Below are 14,782 nucleotides of genomic sequence, written 5' to 3'. Positions count from 1 at the left end.
GCACGGATCGCGGGACGGGATCGTCGCCGGTCGCAGCGTTTCCGGTCGCAGTATCTCCGGTCGCGGCTGCAGTATCTCCGGTCGCGGCCGCAGTATCTCCGGTCGTGGTCGCAGTGTCTCCGGTCGCGGTCGCCGTCGTCGCCGACCGCCCGCGTCCGCGTCTGCCACCGTCGAAAGAGCCACGGGGCGGGCACTCCAGGGACCGATATGGAGTACGAGGAGCCGAAGTTCTTTCACGTGATGAAGTACGGCATCGAGGCCGACCGCGACGTCATCGACATGGTGAGCGGCAACCCCGACTGGGAGCCGCCGACGGCGCTCCGCGAGGCGCTGGGGGCGTACGCGGAGCTGCCGCCCGCCGAGTTCCAGTACCCGCCGAGCGAGGGGATCCGGGACCTCCGCGAGGCGATCGCCGCCCGACGGGGCGTCGACGTCGATCGAATAGTTCTCACGAACGGGACGGGCGAGGCCAACTACCTCGGGATGGCGCGGGCGCTCGAGCGCGACGCGGGATCGGAGGCGCTGTTGATGGACCCCGTCTACCCGTATTACCCCGGAAAGACGGAGCTTCTCGGCGGCGATCCGACGCTCGTCCCGACCGAGCGCGACGGCGGGCTCGACGTCGACGCGATCCGCGAGGCGGCGAACGAGGAGACCGCGCTCGTCGTCCTCAACACGCCGAACAACCCCACCGGGGCGGTGTACGACATCGGGAAGGTTCGGGAGGTCGTCGGGATCGCCGCCGAGGTCGACGCGCTCGTCCTTGTCGACGAGGTGTACGACCGCTTCGACCACACCGGGAGCTTCGAGTCGGCGCTCTCGCTCGAGTCCGACCGCGTGATCGTCACGAGCGGCTTCTCGAAGTCGATGGCGATCACGGGCTTTCGCGTCGGCTACGCGATCCTCCCCGACGAGCACGTCGACGCGGCGAAGACGCGACACATGCTCGTGAACGTCGCGGGCTCGCGACCCGCCCAGTACGCGGTCTCACACGCGTTGGAGGCGACGGAGCCGGCGTACTACGCGGAGGCCCGCGAGCGGCTCGCAGACCGGATCGACGCGTTCACCGAGGCGCTCGACGCGGCCGGCGCGGAGTACGCACGCCCCGACGGCGGCTTCTACGTGCTGGCGCGGTTCGACGGGTTCCCCGGCACGATGGAGAACGTGAAACGGCTGATAGACGAGGCGGGCGTCGCGGGGATGCCCGGCGACACGTTCGGGACCGCCCGCGACGACTGGATCCGGTTCGCCATGGTGACCCCGCGATCGCTGGAGGCCGCCGAACGGCTCGTCGATTACTTCTCGACGGAGTGAACCGGCGGCCGTCCCGGCGGAACGCGACCGATACTCAACCGACGACGTCGACGCCGGTGACCTCGAAGCGGGCCCCGCCCTCGCGGCTCGCCGTCGCCCGTATCTCCCAGCCGTGCACCTCCGCGATCTCCTTCGCGATGTTGAGCCCGAACCCGGTGCCGTCCGTGGCGGTGGTGTAGCCGGTCTGGAACACCCGATCACGGTCGGTCTTCGGGATCCCGGGACCGTCGTCGGCGACGTAGAACCCGGCTCCGCCGCCGCCCGCGGCTCGCGTTGCGGTGTACATCGGCTCGACGGTCCCGACGCGGACCGTCACGCCGTCCCCGCCGTGACGGACGGCGTTCGATAGCAGGTTCTCGAGGAGCTGTTTCGTCCGTCCCGGGTGTCCCCGGATCTCTCGGTCGGCGTCGAGGTCGACGACGAGCGTCGCGTCGGCCGTCTCGACGTTCGCCCAGGACTCCTCGATCGCGTCCGCGAGAGTGACCCGTTCGACCCTCGAGACGGTCCGGCCCTCGCGGGCGAGCGTCAGGAGGTCGGCGACGAGCGCCAGACTTCGATCGACCGCGTCGGCCGCCGGCTCGAGGTGCTCGCTGTCGCACTCGCCCCGGGCGAGGTCCAGTCGACCCTGCGCGACGTTTAGCGGGTTGCGGAGGTCGTGTGAGACGACCTCGACGAACCGCTCGAGCCGGTCTCGGCGACGCTCCGCCTCGCGTATCGCGCGAACGGACTCGACCGCGCTCGTGACCCGGCGCGCGAGGAGGGCGTACCCCTCGATCGAGGGGCTCGTTCGGACGTAGTCGGTCGCGCCCGCCGCGAGGGCCTCGGCGGCGGCGTCCTCGTTGCCTCCGTCGGCGTAGAGGACGAGCGGAAGCTCCGGATCGCGGGCTCGAATCCGCTCGACGAGCCGGAGACCGTCCCGTTCCGGTCGATCGAGCACGGCGACGACGCAGTCGTCGCTCCCGCTCGCGACTCGCTCGATCGCGCCGTCGACGTCCGCGATCGGATCGACCCGGAGTCGGTCGTCCTCGCGCTCGAGCGCGGCCGCGACGCTCCCGGCCGCGTCGGCGTCGGATCCGACGAGGAGGACCGACATCGGGGTCACGGTAGCTGACATGGCTCTCGCTCTCGACCGGACGTCTCGGGCGAGCGGTGTATATCTATCCCCCCGATCCGGCGGGTTCGAACCCGGCTCACCGCCGCGTCGGAAGCCCCCGATCGCGGACCGCCTCCCGGTACCGCGCGGCGAGCTCGCGGACGACGAGTCGGTCTCGGGGGTCGACGCCGATCGCGCGGAGGGCGAGGAGGTAGGCGACGATCCCGACGACCGCCCCGACCGCGACGCCGGACGCTCCGCCGACCGCGGATCGAACGGTCAACATGACGGCCGCCATGACGACCCCGGCCGAGAGCGGGACGAGGAACGTCCGGTCGAACGGCCACAACCCCTCGAACCGACGGAGCAGCAGGACTTGGAGCCCGTTCTGGACGGTGATGGCTATCGAGGTGCCGAGCGCGGCTCCCACGAGCCCGTACCGGAGCACGAACGCGTACGTCAGCCCGACGTTGAGCGCGGCGAGCAGCCAGTCGAGCGCCATCCGCGCGTACTGGTGGTCCGTCATCATGAGGAGCCATCCCGTCGCGCCGACGGCGCTGCCGACGAACACCCCGCCGAGGTAGACCACGAGCGGGAGGTAGCCACGGACGTACGTCTCCCCGAACAGCGCCAACAGGGCCTGACCGTAGACGGCGAGCGTCACGATCACCGGGAGGACGGTGGTGACGATGAGCCGGGTCACGGAGGCGTACACCGCGTTGAGCGTCCCCATCCGGTCGTCCGCGTACAGTCCGGAAGCCACCGGCGGGAGTAGTTGGTTGAAGGACAGAAGCGGGATCCACGCGATCGATATGAACACGAGGACGACGTTGTACACCCCGGCGGCGACCGCGGTGAGGAGCGCCCCGACGAGCAGCACGTCGATCCGGTTCTGGAACACCTTGCCGAGGCTGCTCATCGCGACCGGCGCGGCGTGGTTGTAGAACCGCCCGGCCTCGCGGCGCGCGCCACGGAGGGTCGGGGTAATGCCCGTCGCACGGACCGAGACGGGGACGCCGAGGGCGACGAGGAGCGCGGTACACGCCACGATCGCGCCGGCGACGCCGACGACGTCGTAGCCGAGCGCCACCGCGCCGGCGCCGCCGACGAGCCGGACCGCCGGGCGGAGCAGCTTGTTGAACAGGACCTCGCCGCGCGCCGAGCCGATCGCCCGGAAGACCGCCCCGGTGACGGTGACGAGCCCGATCAGGCCGACGAGGACGCCGAAGAGCCGCATGGTCGGCGGGAACGCCGGATCCGTCACCGTGAGGTCGTTCACCCACGGGGCGGCGACCCAGACGCCGAGCGCCGTCACCGTCCCCGCGGCCGCGGTCGTCGCGTACGCCAGCCCGACCACCCGCGACCGGTAGGCCGGGTCGTCGGCGTCCGGAACGAACCGCTGGAGCGCCGGCACGCTTCCGAAGGGAACGAGCCGCACGAGCACCTGGGCGATCCGCCACGCGAGCGCGTACACGCCGTAGGTCGCCGGCCCCAGCCCGCGGGCCAGGACGAACTCCGTCGCGGCCATCAGCCCGCGCTGCGTCGAGAAGGCTCCCGAGGTTACGACGGCTCCGCCGGCGATCGTCACCAGCGCGTCGCGTTCGTCCTCCGGGATCTCCTCGACCGCCTCGGTCGTCGTGTCGGTTCCCACGGTGGTTCGTCCGACCGAAGCACCGTCCGCGGATTAAGCGGTTCGCTCCGCGTCTCCGGCGAGACGTGCCGGTTCCTGCCGCTCCTATCCGAAGTTCTCGACCTTCGCAGCGTCGGCGTCGCCGCCGACGGCCTCGATCGCCTCTCGGGCGTCGTCGACGAAGCCGGCGAAGCCGTAGACGAAGACGGCCTCGTCGTCCGCGCTGGCCAGCGCGTCGTCGACCGTCCCCGTCAGGTCCGCGTCGCCGTCGAGCACCTCGATCGACGCCCCCCGCTCGCGGAGGTCGTCGAGGCGGGCCCCGTGGGCGGGGTCGTCGTCGCGGTAGACGACCGCCGCCTCCCCGCCGTCGTCGAGCGCGCGCCGGGCGATGGCGACGGCCGGCCCGACGCCGGGGCCGCCGGCGAGGACCACGACGCGTCCCTCGCCGTCGTAGTGTTGGTCGCCGAAGGGCCCCGAGAGCGACATCTCGACGCCGGGCTCGATGTCGGCGAGGAACCGCGAGAAGTCGCCGCCCTCCTCGACGTCGATCCCGATCGTGACCTCGAAGGTCCCCTCGGTCGTCGGCGAGGAGAGGGTGTAGAAGCGCGAGACCGGCTCCCCGTCGATCTCGGTTCCCAGCTTCACGAACTGGCCGGGCTCGGCGGCGAATCCGGCCGGTGTGCCGAACCGGATCGCGTACGTGTCCGACCCGACCTCCTCGACCGACGTCACCGTGACTGTCGCGTCCATACGCCCCGTCGGTCCCTGACGCACAAACGTGTTCTCGTCTCGTCGGAGGGACCGGTTCGCCCGAGTCGGGTCGATGGGTTCGACGAACGTCGAAATAGACTCCGACGGTCGGTGTCGATAGCGACGGATCCGGTTGACGATCGACCACTATCTGCGCGTTCGTACGGCGTCCGAGGTCGATAAAGCGACAATATTCGCGAAAAACAGGACATACGTTGAATAACCGCCGGATGCCGCCATCCAGAAGCCTTTTGATGAGTCCGAGTGAACCGTCGACATAGAATGGCTGCGGACTTCAACTGGGCCGTCGGCGGAGAGGCCGGCGACGGCATCGACTCGACGGGCAAGATCTTCGCGCAGGCCCTGTCTCGATCGGGTCGACACGTGTTCACGTCGAAGGACTTCGCTTCGCGGATCCGCGGCGGATACACCGCGTACAAGGTGCGAACCTCCGTCGACAAGGTACAGAGCGTCGTGGACAGACTCGACGTGCTCATCGCGTTGACTCCACGGACCATCGAGGAGAACCTCGAGGAGCTCCACGAGGGGTCCGTGATCATCTACGACGGCGAGCGAACCACGATGCAGAACGTCGAGATCCCCGAGGGCATGGTCGGCATCGACGTGCCGCTCAAGCGGCTCGCCGAGGAGGCCGGCGGGGCGATCATGCGGAACGTCGTCGCGCTCGGCGCGGCGTGTGAGGTCGCGGAGTTCCCCATCGAGAACCTCGATTCCGCCCTCGAGAAGCGCTTCGGCGACAAGGGCCAGAAGCTCGTCGACAACAACAAGGAGGCCGCCCGCGCCGGGCAGTCGTACGTCGCCGAGGAGTACGACGCCGACTTCGAGTACGACCTCGAGACCACGGACGAGGACTACGTCCTGCTCAACGGCGACGAGGCGATCGGCATGGGCGCCATCGCGGCCGGCTGCCGGTTCTACTCCGGGTACCCGATCACGCCCGCGACCGACGTGATGACGTACCTCACCGGTCGACTCGAGCGGTACGGCGGCCACGTCGTCCAGGCGGAAGACGAGCTTTCCGCGATCAACATGGCGCTCGGTGCCGCCCGCGGCGGTGCCCGCGCGATGACCGCGACCTCCGGGCCGGGGATCGACCTGATGACGGAGACGTTCGGGCTCGTCGCCACCTCGGAGACACCCCTCGTCATCTGTAACGTGATGCGCTCGGGGCCCTCCACCGGGATGCCGACGAAACAGGAGCAGGGCGACCTGAACCACATGCTGTACGGCGGCCACGGCGAGGTGCCGCGGTTCGTGCTCGCGCCCACCACCGTCGCGGAGTGCTTCTGGAAGACGGTCGAGGCGTTCAACCTCGCCGAGAAGTACCAGCTCCCCGTCTACCTCACGGCGGACCTCTCGATGGCGGTCACCGAACAGACGTTCACGCCGGACACCTTCGACATGGACGAGGTGGAGGTCGACCGCGGCTTCGTCGTCGACGACGCGTCGGTCGAGGAGCACCTCTCGGAGAGCGGCGGCTTCAAACCGCACGAGCTGACCGACGACGGCGTCTCCCCGCGGGCGTTCCCCGGGACCGTCGACGGCGCGCACATGTCGACCGGCCTCGAGCACGACGAGCAGGGCCGGCGAACCGAGGACACGGAGATGCGCGTCGAGCAGGTCGACAAGCGCAACCGCAAGGTGGAGACGGCGAGGGAACGCGAGGACTGGAGCCCGCGGGAGTTCGGCGACGCCGACGCCGAGAACCTCGTGATCACGTGGGGGTCGAACGAGGGCGCGCTCGCGGAGGCGCTCGACCTGCTCGAGGCGGAAGACGTCGACATCCGCGTGCTCTCGGTCCCGTACGTCTTCCCGCGGCCGGACCTCTCGGAGGCCGTCGACGCCGCCGAGACGGTAATAGTCGTGGAGTGTAACGAGACCGGACAGTTCGCGAACCTCGTCGAACACGACGTGCTCGAGCGCGTCGACCGGATCAACAAGTACGACGGCGTGCGGTTCAAGGCCGACGAGCTCGCACGAGAGATCGGAGAGACCCTGGAGACGGGGACGGAGGCCACCCAATGAGTTCAGACGTTCGATTCACCGACTTCAAATCCGACAAGCAGCCGACGTGGTGCCCGGGATGCGGCGACTTCGGGACGATGAACGGGATGATGAAGGCCCTCGCGGAGACGGGCAACGATCCCGACAACACCTTCGTCGTCGCCGGGATCGGCTGTTCGGGCAAGATCGGCACGTACATGCACAGCTACGCGCTCCACGGGGTTCACGGCCGGGCGCTTCCCGTCGGAACCGGCGTCAAGATGGCGCGTCCCGACATCGAAGTGATGGTCGCCGGCGGCGACGGCGACGGCTACTCCATCGGCGCGGGCCACTTCGTCCACGCCGTCCGCCGGAACGTCGACATGACCTACGTCGTGATGGACAACCGCATCTACGGGCTCACCAAGGGCCAGGCGTCGCCGACCTCCCGCGAGGACTTCGAGACGTCGACGACGCCGGAGGGCCCCAAACAGCCCCCGGTCAACCCGCACGCGCTCGCGCTCGCGTCGGGCGCGACGTTCATCGCGCAGTCGTTCTCCTCGGACGCCCTGCGTCACCAGGAGATCATTCAGGAGGCCGTCGAACACGACGGCTTCGGCTTCGTGAACGTCTACTCGCCGTGCGTGACGTTCAACGACGTGGACACCTACGACTACTTCCGCGACTCGCTCGTCGACCTCGCGGAGGCGGACCACGACCCGACCGACTACGACGCCGCCAAGGACGTCATCCTCGACTCCGACAAGGAGTACCAGGGAGTCATCTATCAGAACGAGGAGTCGGTGCCGTACCACGAGCAGCACGGCGTCGACGAGGACATGTCCGACATTCCCGACGGCGCGCCGGAGAACGCGACCGACCTGGTCCGCGAGTTCTACTGAGCGTCGTCGCGTCCTCGGACGCGCTCGCTCACACCTCTCTTTCGGTTCGAATCCCGTCCTTAGGGATCGGTCAAAAACGGCCGATGACGGCGGGTTCAACCGGAGTATCGTCCCGTTTCGGCAAACCTAATTACACGGGTGGGTATGTACGCGGTATGTCCGACCGTTACGACGTCGCGATCGCGGGTGCCGGGCCGGCGGGGGCGCAGTGTGCCCGCGATCTGGCCGCCCGCGGCTACGACGTCGTCGTTCTCGAGACGGAGGCCGAAGCCGAATTTCCGCGGCAGAGCAACAAGTCGACCGCGGGAACGTTCCCCTCGATGATGTCCGCGTTCGGGATCCCGGACGACGTCGTGATGTCCTACACCGACGACGTGGTGTTGGAGTCGCCGAACGACTACTACGAGTCCTACCAGCCGGGCGCGGTGTTGGAGTTCGCCGACTTCAAGCGGTATCTCGTCGCCGACGGCCGCGAGAAGGGTGCGGAGTATCGCTTCGATTCGCGCGTCTCGCGGCCGATACTCGACGACGACGGCGTCATCGAGGGCGTCAGGTACGCCGGGGACGAGGAGGTGTACGCCGACGTCGTCGTCGACGCCACCGGACCGGCCGCGCCGATCGCGAGCGCGCTCGGCGTGGTCGACCTCGAACGCGAGAACCAGGCGATCGGCATCGAGTACGAGATGGAGAACGTCGATCTGGACCATCCCGAGTACGCCGACCTCCGGCGGGCGATGATGCTCCGGCTCGACCACGACATCGCGCCCGGCGGCTACTCGTGGATCTTCGCCACCGGCGAGGACACCGCGAAGGTGGGGCTGTGTTACATCCAGAACGACCGCCACCGCGAGGCCGGCGAGGAGGGCAAGACGATCGACGGCTACCTCGAGGGGTGGCTCGAGTCCGACCCGCGCTTCGCCGACGCCGAGCGTCTGGAGGGGAAGGTCCACCGCGGGTCGGCACACATCCAGCGACCCGGACGAATGCACACGGACGGCTTCCTCGCCATCGGCGACACGGTTCCCACCATCGACCCGCTGTGGGGCGAGGGGATCCACAAGGGCATGAAGTCCGCGCGCGCCGCGGCGATGTCGATAGACCGGTGTTTCACCGACGCCGGCCGCCCGACCGACGCCGAGAGTCTCGCGATCTACGAACAGCTCTGGCACCGCGACGTCGCCCCGCGGATGAACTCGCGGCTGGTGCTCACCGAACTCCTGTACCTCGCGCCGAACGAGCGGTACGACCGACTCATGCGCGACCTCCGGCGGACCGACGAGGACACGCTCGCGGCGGTCAATCGCGGGGACAAACGGGCGATGCGAAAGCTGATCCACCTCGACGACCTCCCGATACTGACGAAGTACCTCCGCCAGCGGTTCGGGTCGTCGCAGGCGGCCCGATCGTCGTGATACACTGATTCTCCGTCGTCGATTCGTCGTTTCCGACTCGCCGCATCCGACTCGCCGCAGTAGATCGGTTCGCCGCGGTCGGTCCGGCCGTTTCGACCGTCGGCCGACCTAGCGCTCGTCGATCGGCACGAACTCGGCCGCCTCGGGGCCGGTGTACCGCGCCCGCGGCCGGATGAGTCGGTTGTCCGCCTGATACTCGTGGACGTGAGCGATCCAGCCGCCGACGCGGCTCATCGCGAAGATGGGCGTGTAGAGGTCCATCGGGATCCCCATCGCGTCGTAGACGGAACCGGAGTAGAAGTCGACGTTCGGCGCGATCCCCTTCTCGACGAGCCCCTCGTCGGCGAGGTGCGACTCGATGGCGGTGGTGTACTCCAGCCACTTCCGGTCGCCCGAGGAGTCCGCGAGGTCACGAAGCTTCCCCTCGAGGATGCGCGCGCGCGGGTCCTTCACCTTGTACACGCGGTGGCCGAATCCGGGGATCCGGCGGTCGTTCTCTCGCGCGTCCCTCACCCATTCGACGGGATCCTTTCCGGACGCGTCGACCTCGTGGAGCATCTCCATGACGTCCTGGTTCGCGCCGCCGTGAAGCGACCCCGAGAGCGCGCCGATCCCGCCGGTGACGCTGGAGTAGACGTCGGCCATCGTCGAGCCGATCACCAACGCCGTGAACGTCGAGGCGTTGAGGCCGTGGTCGGCGTGGAGCGTCAACGCCATGTCGAACGTCTCCTCGCTCACCGCGTCGGGCTCGGTCCCGGTGAGCATGTACAGGAAGTTCCCCGCGTGCGAGAGGTCGGGGTCTGGATCGACGGGCGGTTCCCCCTGGCGGGCGCGCTCGAAGGCCGCCAGGACGGTGGGTATCTTCGCCGTGATCCGTGCGCCCTCCGCGAGGACGCCCTCCTCCTCGGCGTCGCCGTCGTACGCCGAGAGCATCGAGACCGCGGTGCGAAGCGCGGCCATCGGCCGGTCGCCGGCGTCCGCGAGCGTGCGGACGGTCGAGAGCACCTCGTCGTCGACGGTTCGTTCGGCGGCGAGCTCCGCTCGGAAGTCCTCGAGCTCCGCGCGCGTCGGAAGCGAGCCGTGCCAGAGCAGGTGGAGCACCTCCTCGTAGCTCGCCCCGCGTGCCAACTCCTCGATGTCGTACCCGCGATAGACGAGCTTCCCGACCTCCCCATCGACGTGACTGAGTTCCGACTCCGCGACGAGGACGCCTTCCAACCCGCGTTTCAGCTCGTTCGACATGCCATGACCTTCCGACCACCGCCAAAAAAGCGTTATCTTTCGGGAAGGACCGAATACGACGATCGTGGTACGCCGCCGCGGCGACCGACGACGATCGCGTCAGCGGGCGGGAACGACGGTGATCGTCCGCTTCCGATCGATCGCGTCCTCCAGTTCCTCGGCGATGGCCGAGCCGCGTGACACCTGCACCTCGCCGCCCTGTCCCACCGTCGCGGTGAAGAGGTACTCGCCGTTCGCGCGGACCTCGACCGTCTCGCCGACCCCGGCGTCGACGTCGAGGACGACGTGTCTCGAGGTGATCTCCGGCTGGACGACGGAGCCGCGCTCCTCGCCGACCTGTCCGTCGCGTCCCCCGCTCGCGCCGCCGCGGCCGTTTCCGCCGGGGTCGCCCCCGGCCGAGCCCGCGCCGCGGCCGCCCGGCTTCTCCGAGTGGGTCCGCACGTCGATCTCGATGCCGAGGCGTCCCTCGATGTCGCTTATGCGGCCGCCGCCCTTGCCGATCACGGTACCGATGTCGCCCTCGTCGACGTACACGATCGCCTCGTCGTCGCCCTTGAGCTCCACGTCGACGTGGCCGTGGGCGACGGAGCGGATCTCGCGTTCGATCTCCTGTTTGGCGATGCGCCCGACGCCGGTCTCCGTCCCGGCGTCGTCGCCCTTCTCGTCGTCGAGCGGGACCGTGACGACCTGGCGGTTGAAGGTGTATATCTCGAACTCGGGCCGGCCGGTCTCGAAGTTCGACACCTGGATCACCGGTCGCGCGAGGTCCTCGGCCGTGAGCCCCGCGGGCACCTTCACCTCCGTCGTCACGTCGTAGACGGTGTGGACCTCGCCGGCCTCGATGTAGACGACCGTGTCGACGATCTGCGGGATCATCCCGAGTTCGACGCGGCCGACGAGCCGCTGGAGCGCGTCGATCGCGCGGGAGGCGTGGACGACGCCGACCATTCCGACGCCGGCCATCCGCATGTCCGAGAACACCTCGAAGTCGTTCGTCTTCCGGACCTCGTCGTAGACGGTGTAGTCGGGGCGGACCAGGAGGAGCGAGTCGGCCGTGTTCTCCATCTTCCCGCCGAGTGCACCGTACTGGGTTATCTCCGGGCCGACCTGGAGGTCCCGGGGTTTCTCCATCGTCTTGACCGCGTAGTCGTTGTCGTTTAAGAACTCCGCGACCGCCTGCGCGAACGTCGACTTGCCGGCCCCGGGCGAGCCCGAGATGAGCACGCCGCGTTTGCGCTCGAGGAACCGCTCGCGGAGCTCGTCCGCGAACTCGTAGTCGTCGAGCGTCGTCTTCGCGATGGGGCGAACCGCCGTGATCTCGATCCCGTCCGCGAAGGGCGGCCGCGCCACCGCGATCCGGTAGTTGCGGTACTGGACGATGTCCATGCCGTCGTCGGACAGCTCGATGAACCCGTCCGAGGACTGCCGTGCGAGGTCGACGATCGAGTTCGCGAGCTCGGCCATCCGCTCCTCGCTCGTCTCCGTCTCGTCGATGACGACGTAGCGCATCTCGCCGAGCGAGCCGCGTTTGGCCTTCGGCTTCGTCCCCGTCTTCAGGTGGACGGACATCGTCTCGTCGGTGAAGTACTCCTCGATGGGCAGCTCGTCGACGACGCCGCGGGCGACCGGCTCGACGTACTCGACCTCGATCCCCTTCGCGCGGGCGACCTCCGCTTGGACGACGTCGCTGGAGAGGAGCGTGGCGTCGTTGTCGGCGGCGACGTCGCGGATGAGCGCGTCGACGTCGCCCTCGGCGGCGTTCGAACGCTGGTCGCCGCTCGGCCGCTCGCCGACGTATCGCAGGTCGATCGTCCCCTCGTCACGGAACGCCGCGAGGCGTTTGAGCTCCTCGAGTCCGTCCCAGCCCGACTCGAGCCCGTCGTTGGCCTGCGACTCCAGCTCGCCGACGACGGCCTCGGGGACGACGACCGTCACCCCCTCGTAGCTGCCGTCCTCGACGCGTTCGGACACGCGGCCGTCGACGACCGCACTGGTGTCCGGTACTACGTTCATGGCCGAGTTCCGGGCGGGAACCGTATAAGGGTGTTCGACCGGCGCGGTGGAACGGTACGGAGCGATGGGGCGTCCCGGCTCGGCGTCGGTCCCGCGTCGGTCCCGGCGCGCGTCGGTCCCGGCGCGCGTCGGTTCCGCATCGGTCCACGTCGCTCCCGGCTGCGCGTCGGTTCCGCGTCAGTCGTCCGGGTCGACGTCGTCGTCGAGGTCGACGACCTCGGTGACCGTCTCGACGACGTCGATGTCCCGGGCGCGGTACGCCTCCACGAGCCGGTAACAGACGACGTAGCTCGGCACCGCCGCGACGGCCGCCAGGATGGTGTTCCCGACGAGGAGCCGCACTACGATCTCCGGCCCGGCCGAAAAGGAGAGCTCCGCGACCTCCGTGGGCGTCACGCCCGGAACGGGACCGAGGATCGCCACGCCGAGCGTGAAGCTGGCGGCGTACACCCCCCACTTCACCGCGGGGTTGAAGACGACGACGGACGCCAGGAGCGCCGCACGGTTGATCCGGTCGAACGCCCACGCGAGCACGACGAAGACGAGCAGGCCCGTCCCGAGCGTGGGCAGCATCGTGATGAACACGCCCACGGAGAAGCTTCCGGCAGTCTCCCTCACCGTGTACTCCTCGCCGAACGAGTGCTGGATCTCGGTTTTGACCCGAGCGATCCACTCGTTCGTCCGGCGGAGTATCATCGTTTTCCCCTACACCGTCACGGTGAATGTAGTTACCGGCCCCGGCACCTCCTGGGACTCTCCCGGAATTCCGGAACCATCCACGACTCGTCGACGACGCGGATCAGTCGTCCGCGGCCGCGGTCACCTTCCGGTCGCGTTTCACGTCCTGGGCGTACGCGACGAAGTTGTCGAAGATCGACTTCGCCTCGCAGGCGGCCTCGAACGCGTCCGGCGTGATCCCGGCGAGGACGTCGTCGACGCGCGCGTCGCCGAGCGAGTCGCGCTTCCCGTCGGCCACGTCGCGGGCGGTCTCGACGTCGTACTCCGGATGGAACTGGACGCCCCAGCAGTGCCCCTCGCGGAACGCGTGGACGCCGTGTTCGTTCTCGGCGAGCAGCGTCGCGCCCGGCGGGAGGTCGACGACCGCGTCGCCGTGGGTCGTGAAGACGGTGAACGACTCCGGAACGTCCTCGAACAGGTCGTCGCCGCGGTGCCGGACCGTGTTGTACCCGATCTCGAACCCGTCCATGCCGGCGACGCGGCCGCCGAGCGCCTCCGCGAGCACCTGATGGCCGTAACAGACGCCCAGTATCGGCACGCCGTCGTCGGCCGCCTCGGCGACGTAGTCGACGAGTTTCGGTATCCACGGCTCGTCCCAGTAGACCGACGAGCGGGAGCCCGTGATGACGACCCCGTCGAAGTCGGTGTGGTCGGGGAGGTGTGCGTCCGTCGCGTCGAACTCGACGAGGTCGGCGTCGAGCTCTCGCCGGAAGTTCCTGCGGGTGTGCTCGCCGTCGTGGGCGGCGTTCAGCAGGGCGAATCGGAGACGACTCATGCCCGATCCGACGGGCGAGGGGCTCAAAACCGTTGTGGCGGCGTCGGAACCGTCCGGTGTCGCCGACGACGTCGGCCGTGAACCGCCGATGTCCGAGCCGTCACGCGTCCGGGTCGGCCGTGTGCTCGGCGAGCCAGCCGGCGACGACGTCGTTGACCGCGGCGGACGCCTCGACGCCCACGAGGTGGCGCGCGCCCTCGACCGCGTGGAGCTCCCCCCGGGGAAGCCCCTCGGCGAGCGTCTCGGCCGCGGGGAGCGGACAGACCGCGTCCTCGTTTCCGTGAACGACGAGTGCCGGCACGGTCGCCTCGTAGAGCCGATCGGCGACGTCGAACCCCTCGACGGCCGCACGATGTGCCTCGAAGGTCTCGCGGTCCGCGTCCTCGGCGAGCCGCCACTCGACGATCCGGGAGAGCGCGTCCGCGTGCGTCCGCCGGAACTCCTCGGAGAGCAGCCCCGTCAACGACCCCCGGACGGCGGCCGGGTCCGACGGGTCCGCCCACACCCCGGCCGGGTTGTAGGCGTCGCCGGCCGGCGGCGTCCCGACGAGCGTCAGGCTCGCGGGCCGCGAGGAGCCAAGCCCGTACGCCAGCGCCACCATCCCGCCGAGCCCGTACCCGACGAGGTGGGCGTTCCGCACGCCCTCGGCGGCACACACCGCGTCGAGGTCGCCCGCGAGCGCTTCGACCGAGTAGGGCCCCGGCGGCGCGTCCGAGCGCCCCACGCCCCGCGTTTCCGGCGTGACGACCGTGTGCGGTCCCGCGAGCGCGGCGTGTTGCCAGCCGAACTGCCACGCGCCGAGCCCCACGTCGCCACAGAACACGACCGCCTCGCCGTCGGCCGACCGCCCCTCGTCGACCTCGTATCGGATCGAGACGCCGCCGTTGTTCGCGTGCGGCATGGTTGGCG

The 14,782-nt window shown here is 69.3% G+C and carries 12 protein-coding genes; 4 read left to right on the top strand and 8 right to left on the bottom strand.

What is annotated here, in order from left to right; genetic code table 11:
• The first annotated feature begins 207 nt into the window (after window positions 1-207).
• Window positions 208-1,314: a pyridoxal phosphate-dependent aminotransferase gene (locus OKW78_RS08515; RefSeq protein ID WP_281194771.1), complete on the top strand. Its 1,107-nt coding sequence runs from the start codon at window positions 208-210 to the stop codon at window positions 1,312-1,314.
• 34 nt (window positions 1,315-1,348) lie between these two features.
• Here OKW78_RS08515 and OKW78_RS08510 read toward each other — a convergent pair whose 3' ends face one another.
• The 3 genes from OKW78_RS08510 to OKW78_RS08500 form a co-directional block, all read right to left on the bottom strand.
• Window positions 1,349-2,428 (bottom strand): HAMP domain-containing sensor histidine kinase, encoded by a 1,080-nt coding sequence (locus OKW78_RS08510; RefSeq protein ID WP_281194770.1) that lies wholly within the window; start codon window positions 2,426-2,428, stop codon window positions 1,349-1,351.
• A 76-nt stretch (window positions 2,429-2,504) separates the two neighbouring features.
• Window positions 2,505-4,058 carry a lipopolysaccharide biosynthesis protein gene (locus tag OKW78_RS08505; RefSeq protein ID WP_281194769.1) on the bottom strand — a complete coding sequence of 518 codons (1,554 nt, stop codon included), beginning with the start codon at window positions 4,056-4,058 and terminating at the stop codon, window positions 2,505-2,507.
• Between the two features lie 84 nt (window positions 4,059-4,142).
• Complete coding sequence (locus OKW78_RS08500; protein ID WP_281194768.1) at window positions 4,143-4,787, bottom strand: FAD-dependent oxidoreductase; 645 nt, start codon at window positions 4,785-4,787, stop codon at window positions 4,143-4,145.
• A gap of 282 nt (window positions 4,788-5,069) precedes the next feature.
• Between OKW78_RS08500 and OKW78_RS08495 the strand changes: the two genes are divergently transcribed.
• The 3 genes from OKW78_RS08495 (at window position 5,070) to OKW78_RS08485 (ending at window position 9,105) form a co-directional block, all read left to right on the top strand.
• Window positions 5,070-6,833, top strand: coding sequence for a 2-oxoacid:acceptor oxidoreductase subunit alpha (locus OKW78_RS08495; RefSeq protein ID WP_281194767.1), 1,764 nt, complete (start codon window positions 5,070-5,072; stop codon window positions 6,831-6,833).
• Window positions 6,830-7,693 carry a 2-oxoacid:ferredoxin oxidoreductase subunit beta gene (locus OKW78_RS08490; protein ID WP_281194766.1) on the top strand — a complete coding sequence of 288 codons (864 nt, stop codon included), beginning with the start codon at window positions 6,830-6,832 and terminating at the stop codon, window positions 7,691-7,693. Before OKW78_RS08495 ends, OKW78_RS08490 begins: the two co-directional genes overlap by 4 nt.
• A 155-nt stretch (window positions 7,694-7,848) precedes the next feature.
• Window positions 7,849-9,105 (top strand): digeranylgeranylglycerophospholipid reductase, encoded by a 1,257-nt coding sequence (locus OKW78_RS08485; protein WP_281194765.1) that lies wholly within the window; start codon window positions 7,849-7,851, stop codon window positions 9,103-9,105.
• Window positions 9,106-9,213: 108 nt separating this feature from the next.
• On the opposite strand, the gene citZ is transcribed toward OKW78_RS08485, so the two are convergent.
• The 5 genes from citZ to OKW78_RS08460 form a co-directional block, all read right to left on the bottom strand.
• Window positions 9,214-10,347, bottom strand: coding sequence for a citrate synthase (citZ, locus tag OKW78_RS08480; protein WP_281194764.1), 1,134 nt, complete (start codon window positions 10,345-10,347; stop codon window positions 9,214-9,216).
• 99 nt (window positions 10,348-10,446) lie between these two features.
• On the bottom strand, window positions 10,447-12,360 hold the full coding sequence (locus tag OKW78_RS08475) for a PINc/VapC family ATPase (RefSeq protein ID WP_281194763.1): 1,914 nt from the start codon (window positions 12,358-12,360) through the stop codon (window positions 10,447-10,449).
• Window positions 12,361-12,537: 177 nt separating this feature from the next.
• Entirely contained in the window at window positions 12,538-13,056 is a 519-nt protein-coding gene (locus tag OKW78_RS08470) for a DUF2062 domain-containing protein (protein ID WP_281194762.1), read from the bottom strand.
• Window positions 13,057-13,159: 103 nt separating this feature from the next.
• Window positions 13,160-13,873, bottom strand: coding sequence for a type 1 glutamine amidotransferase (locus tag OKW78_RS08465; RefSeq protein WP_281194761.1), 714 nt, complete (start codon window positions 13,871-13,873; stop codon window positions 13,160-13,162).
• 100 nt (window positions 13,874-13,973) lie between these two features.
• On the bottom strand, window positions 13,974-14,774 hold the full coding sequence (locus tag OKW78_RS08460) for an alpha/beta fold hydrolase (RefSeq protein WP_281194760.1): 801 nt from the start codon (window positions 14,772-14,774) through the stop codon (window positions 13,974-13,976).
• Between the last annotated feature and the right edge of the window lie 8 nt (window positions 14,775-14,782).

Source organism: Halorubrum sp. F4 (assembly GCF_027257195.1).
Classification (GTDB): domain Archaea; phylum Halobacteriota; class Halobacteria; order Halobacteriales; family Haloferacaceae; genus Halorubrum.
Note: the sequence above shows the minus strand (reverse complement) of the source record. Positions and strands in the feature narration are given on the sequence as shown.

What these genes read in the sequence shown, in the direction of transcription:
- OKW78_RS08515 (WP_281194771.1), top strand. Translation starts at nt 208, where the DNA reads ATGGAGTACGAGGAGCCGAAGTTCTTTCACGTGATGAAGTACGGCATC.
- OKW78_RS08510 (WP_281194770.1), bottom strand. Translation starts at nt 2,428, where the DNA reads ATGTCAGCTACCGTGACCCCGATGTCGGTCCTCCTCGTCGGATCCGAC.
- OKW78_RS08500 (WP_281194768.1), bottom strand. Translation starts at nt 4,787, where the DNA reads ATGGACGCGACAGTCACGGTGACGTCGGTCGAGGAGGTCGGGTCGGAC.
- OKW78_RS08495 (WP_281194767.1), top strand. Translation starts at nt 5,070, where the DNA reads ATGGCTGCGGACTTCAACTGGGCCGTCGGCGGAGAGGCCGGCGACGGC.
- OKW78_RS08490 (WP_281194766.1), top strand. Translation starts at nt 6,830, where the DNA reads ATGAGTTCAGACGTTCGATTCACCGACTTCAAATCCGACAAGCAGCCG.
- OKW78_RS08485 (WP_281194765.1), top strand. Translation starts at nt 7,849, where the DNA reads ATGTCCGACCGTTACGACGTCGCGATCGCGGGTGCCGGGCCGGCGGGG.
- citZ (WP_281194764.1), bottom strand. Translation starts at nt 10,347, where the DNA reads ATGTCGAACGAGCTGAAACGCGGGTTGGAAGGCGTCCTCGTCGCGGAG.
- OKW78_RS08475 (WP_281194763.1), bottom strand. Translation starts at nt 12,360, where the DNA reads ATGAACGTAGTACCGGACACCAGTGCGGTCGTCGACGGCCGCGTGTCC.
- OKW78_RS08470 (WP_281194762.1), bottom strand. Translation starts at nt 13,056, where the DNA reads ATGATACTCCGCCGGACGAACGAGTGGATCGCTCGGGTCAAAACCGAG.
- OKW78_RS08465 (WP_281194761.1), bottom strand. Translation starts at nt 13,873, where the DNA reads ATGAGTCGTCTCCGATTCGCCCTGCTGAACGCCGCCCACGACGGCGAG.
- OKW78_RS08460 (WP_281194760.1), bottom strand. Translation starts at nt 14,774, where the DNA reads ATGCCGCACGCGAACAACGGCGGCGTCTCGATCCGATACGAGGTCGAC.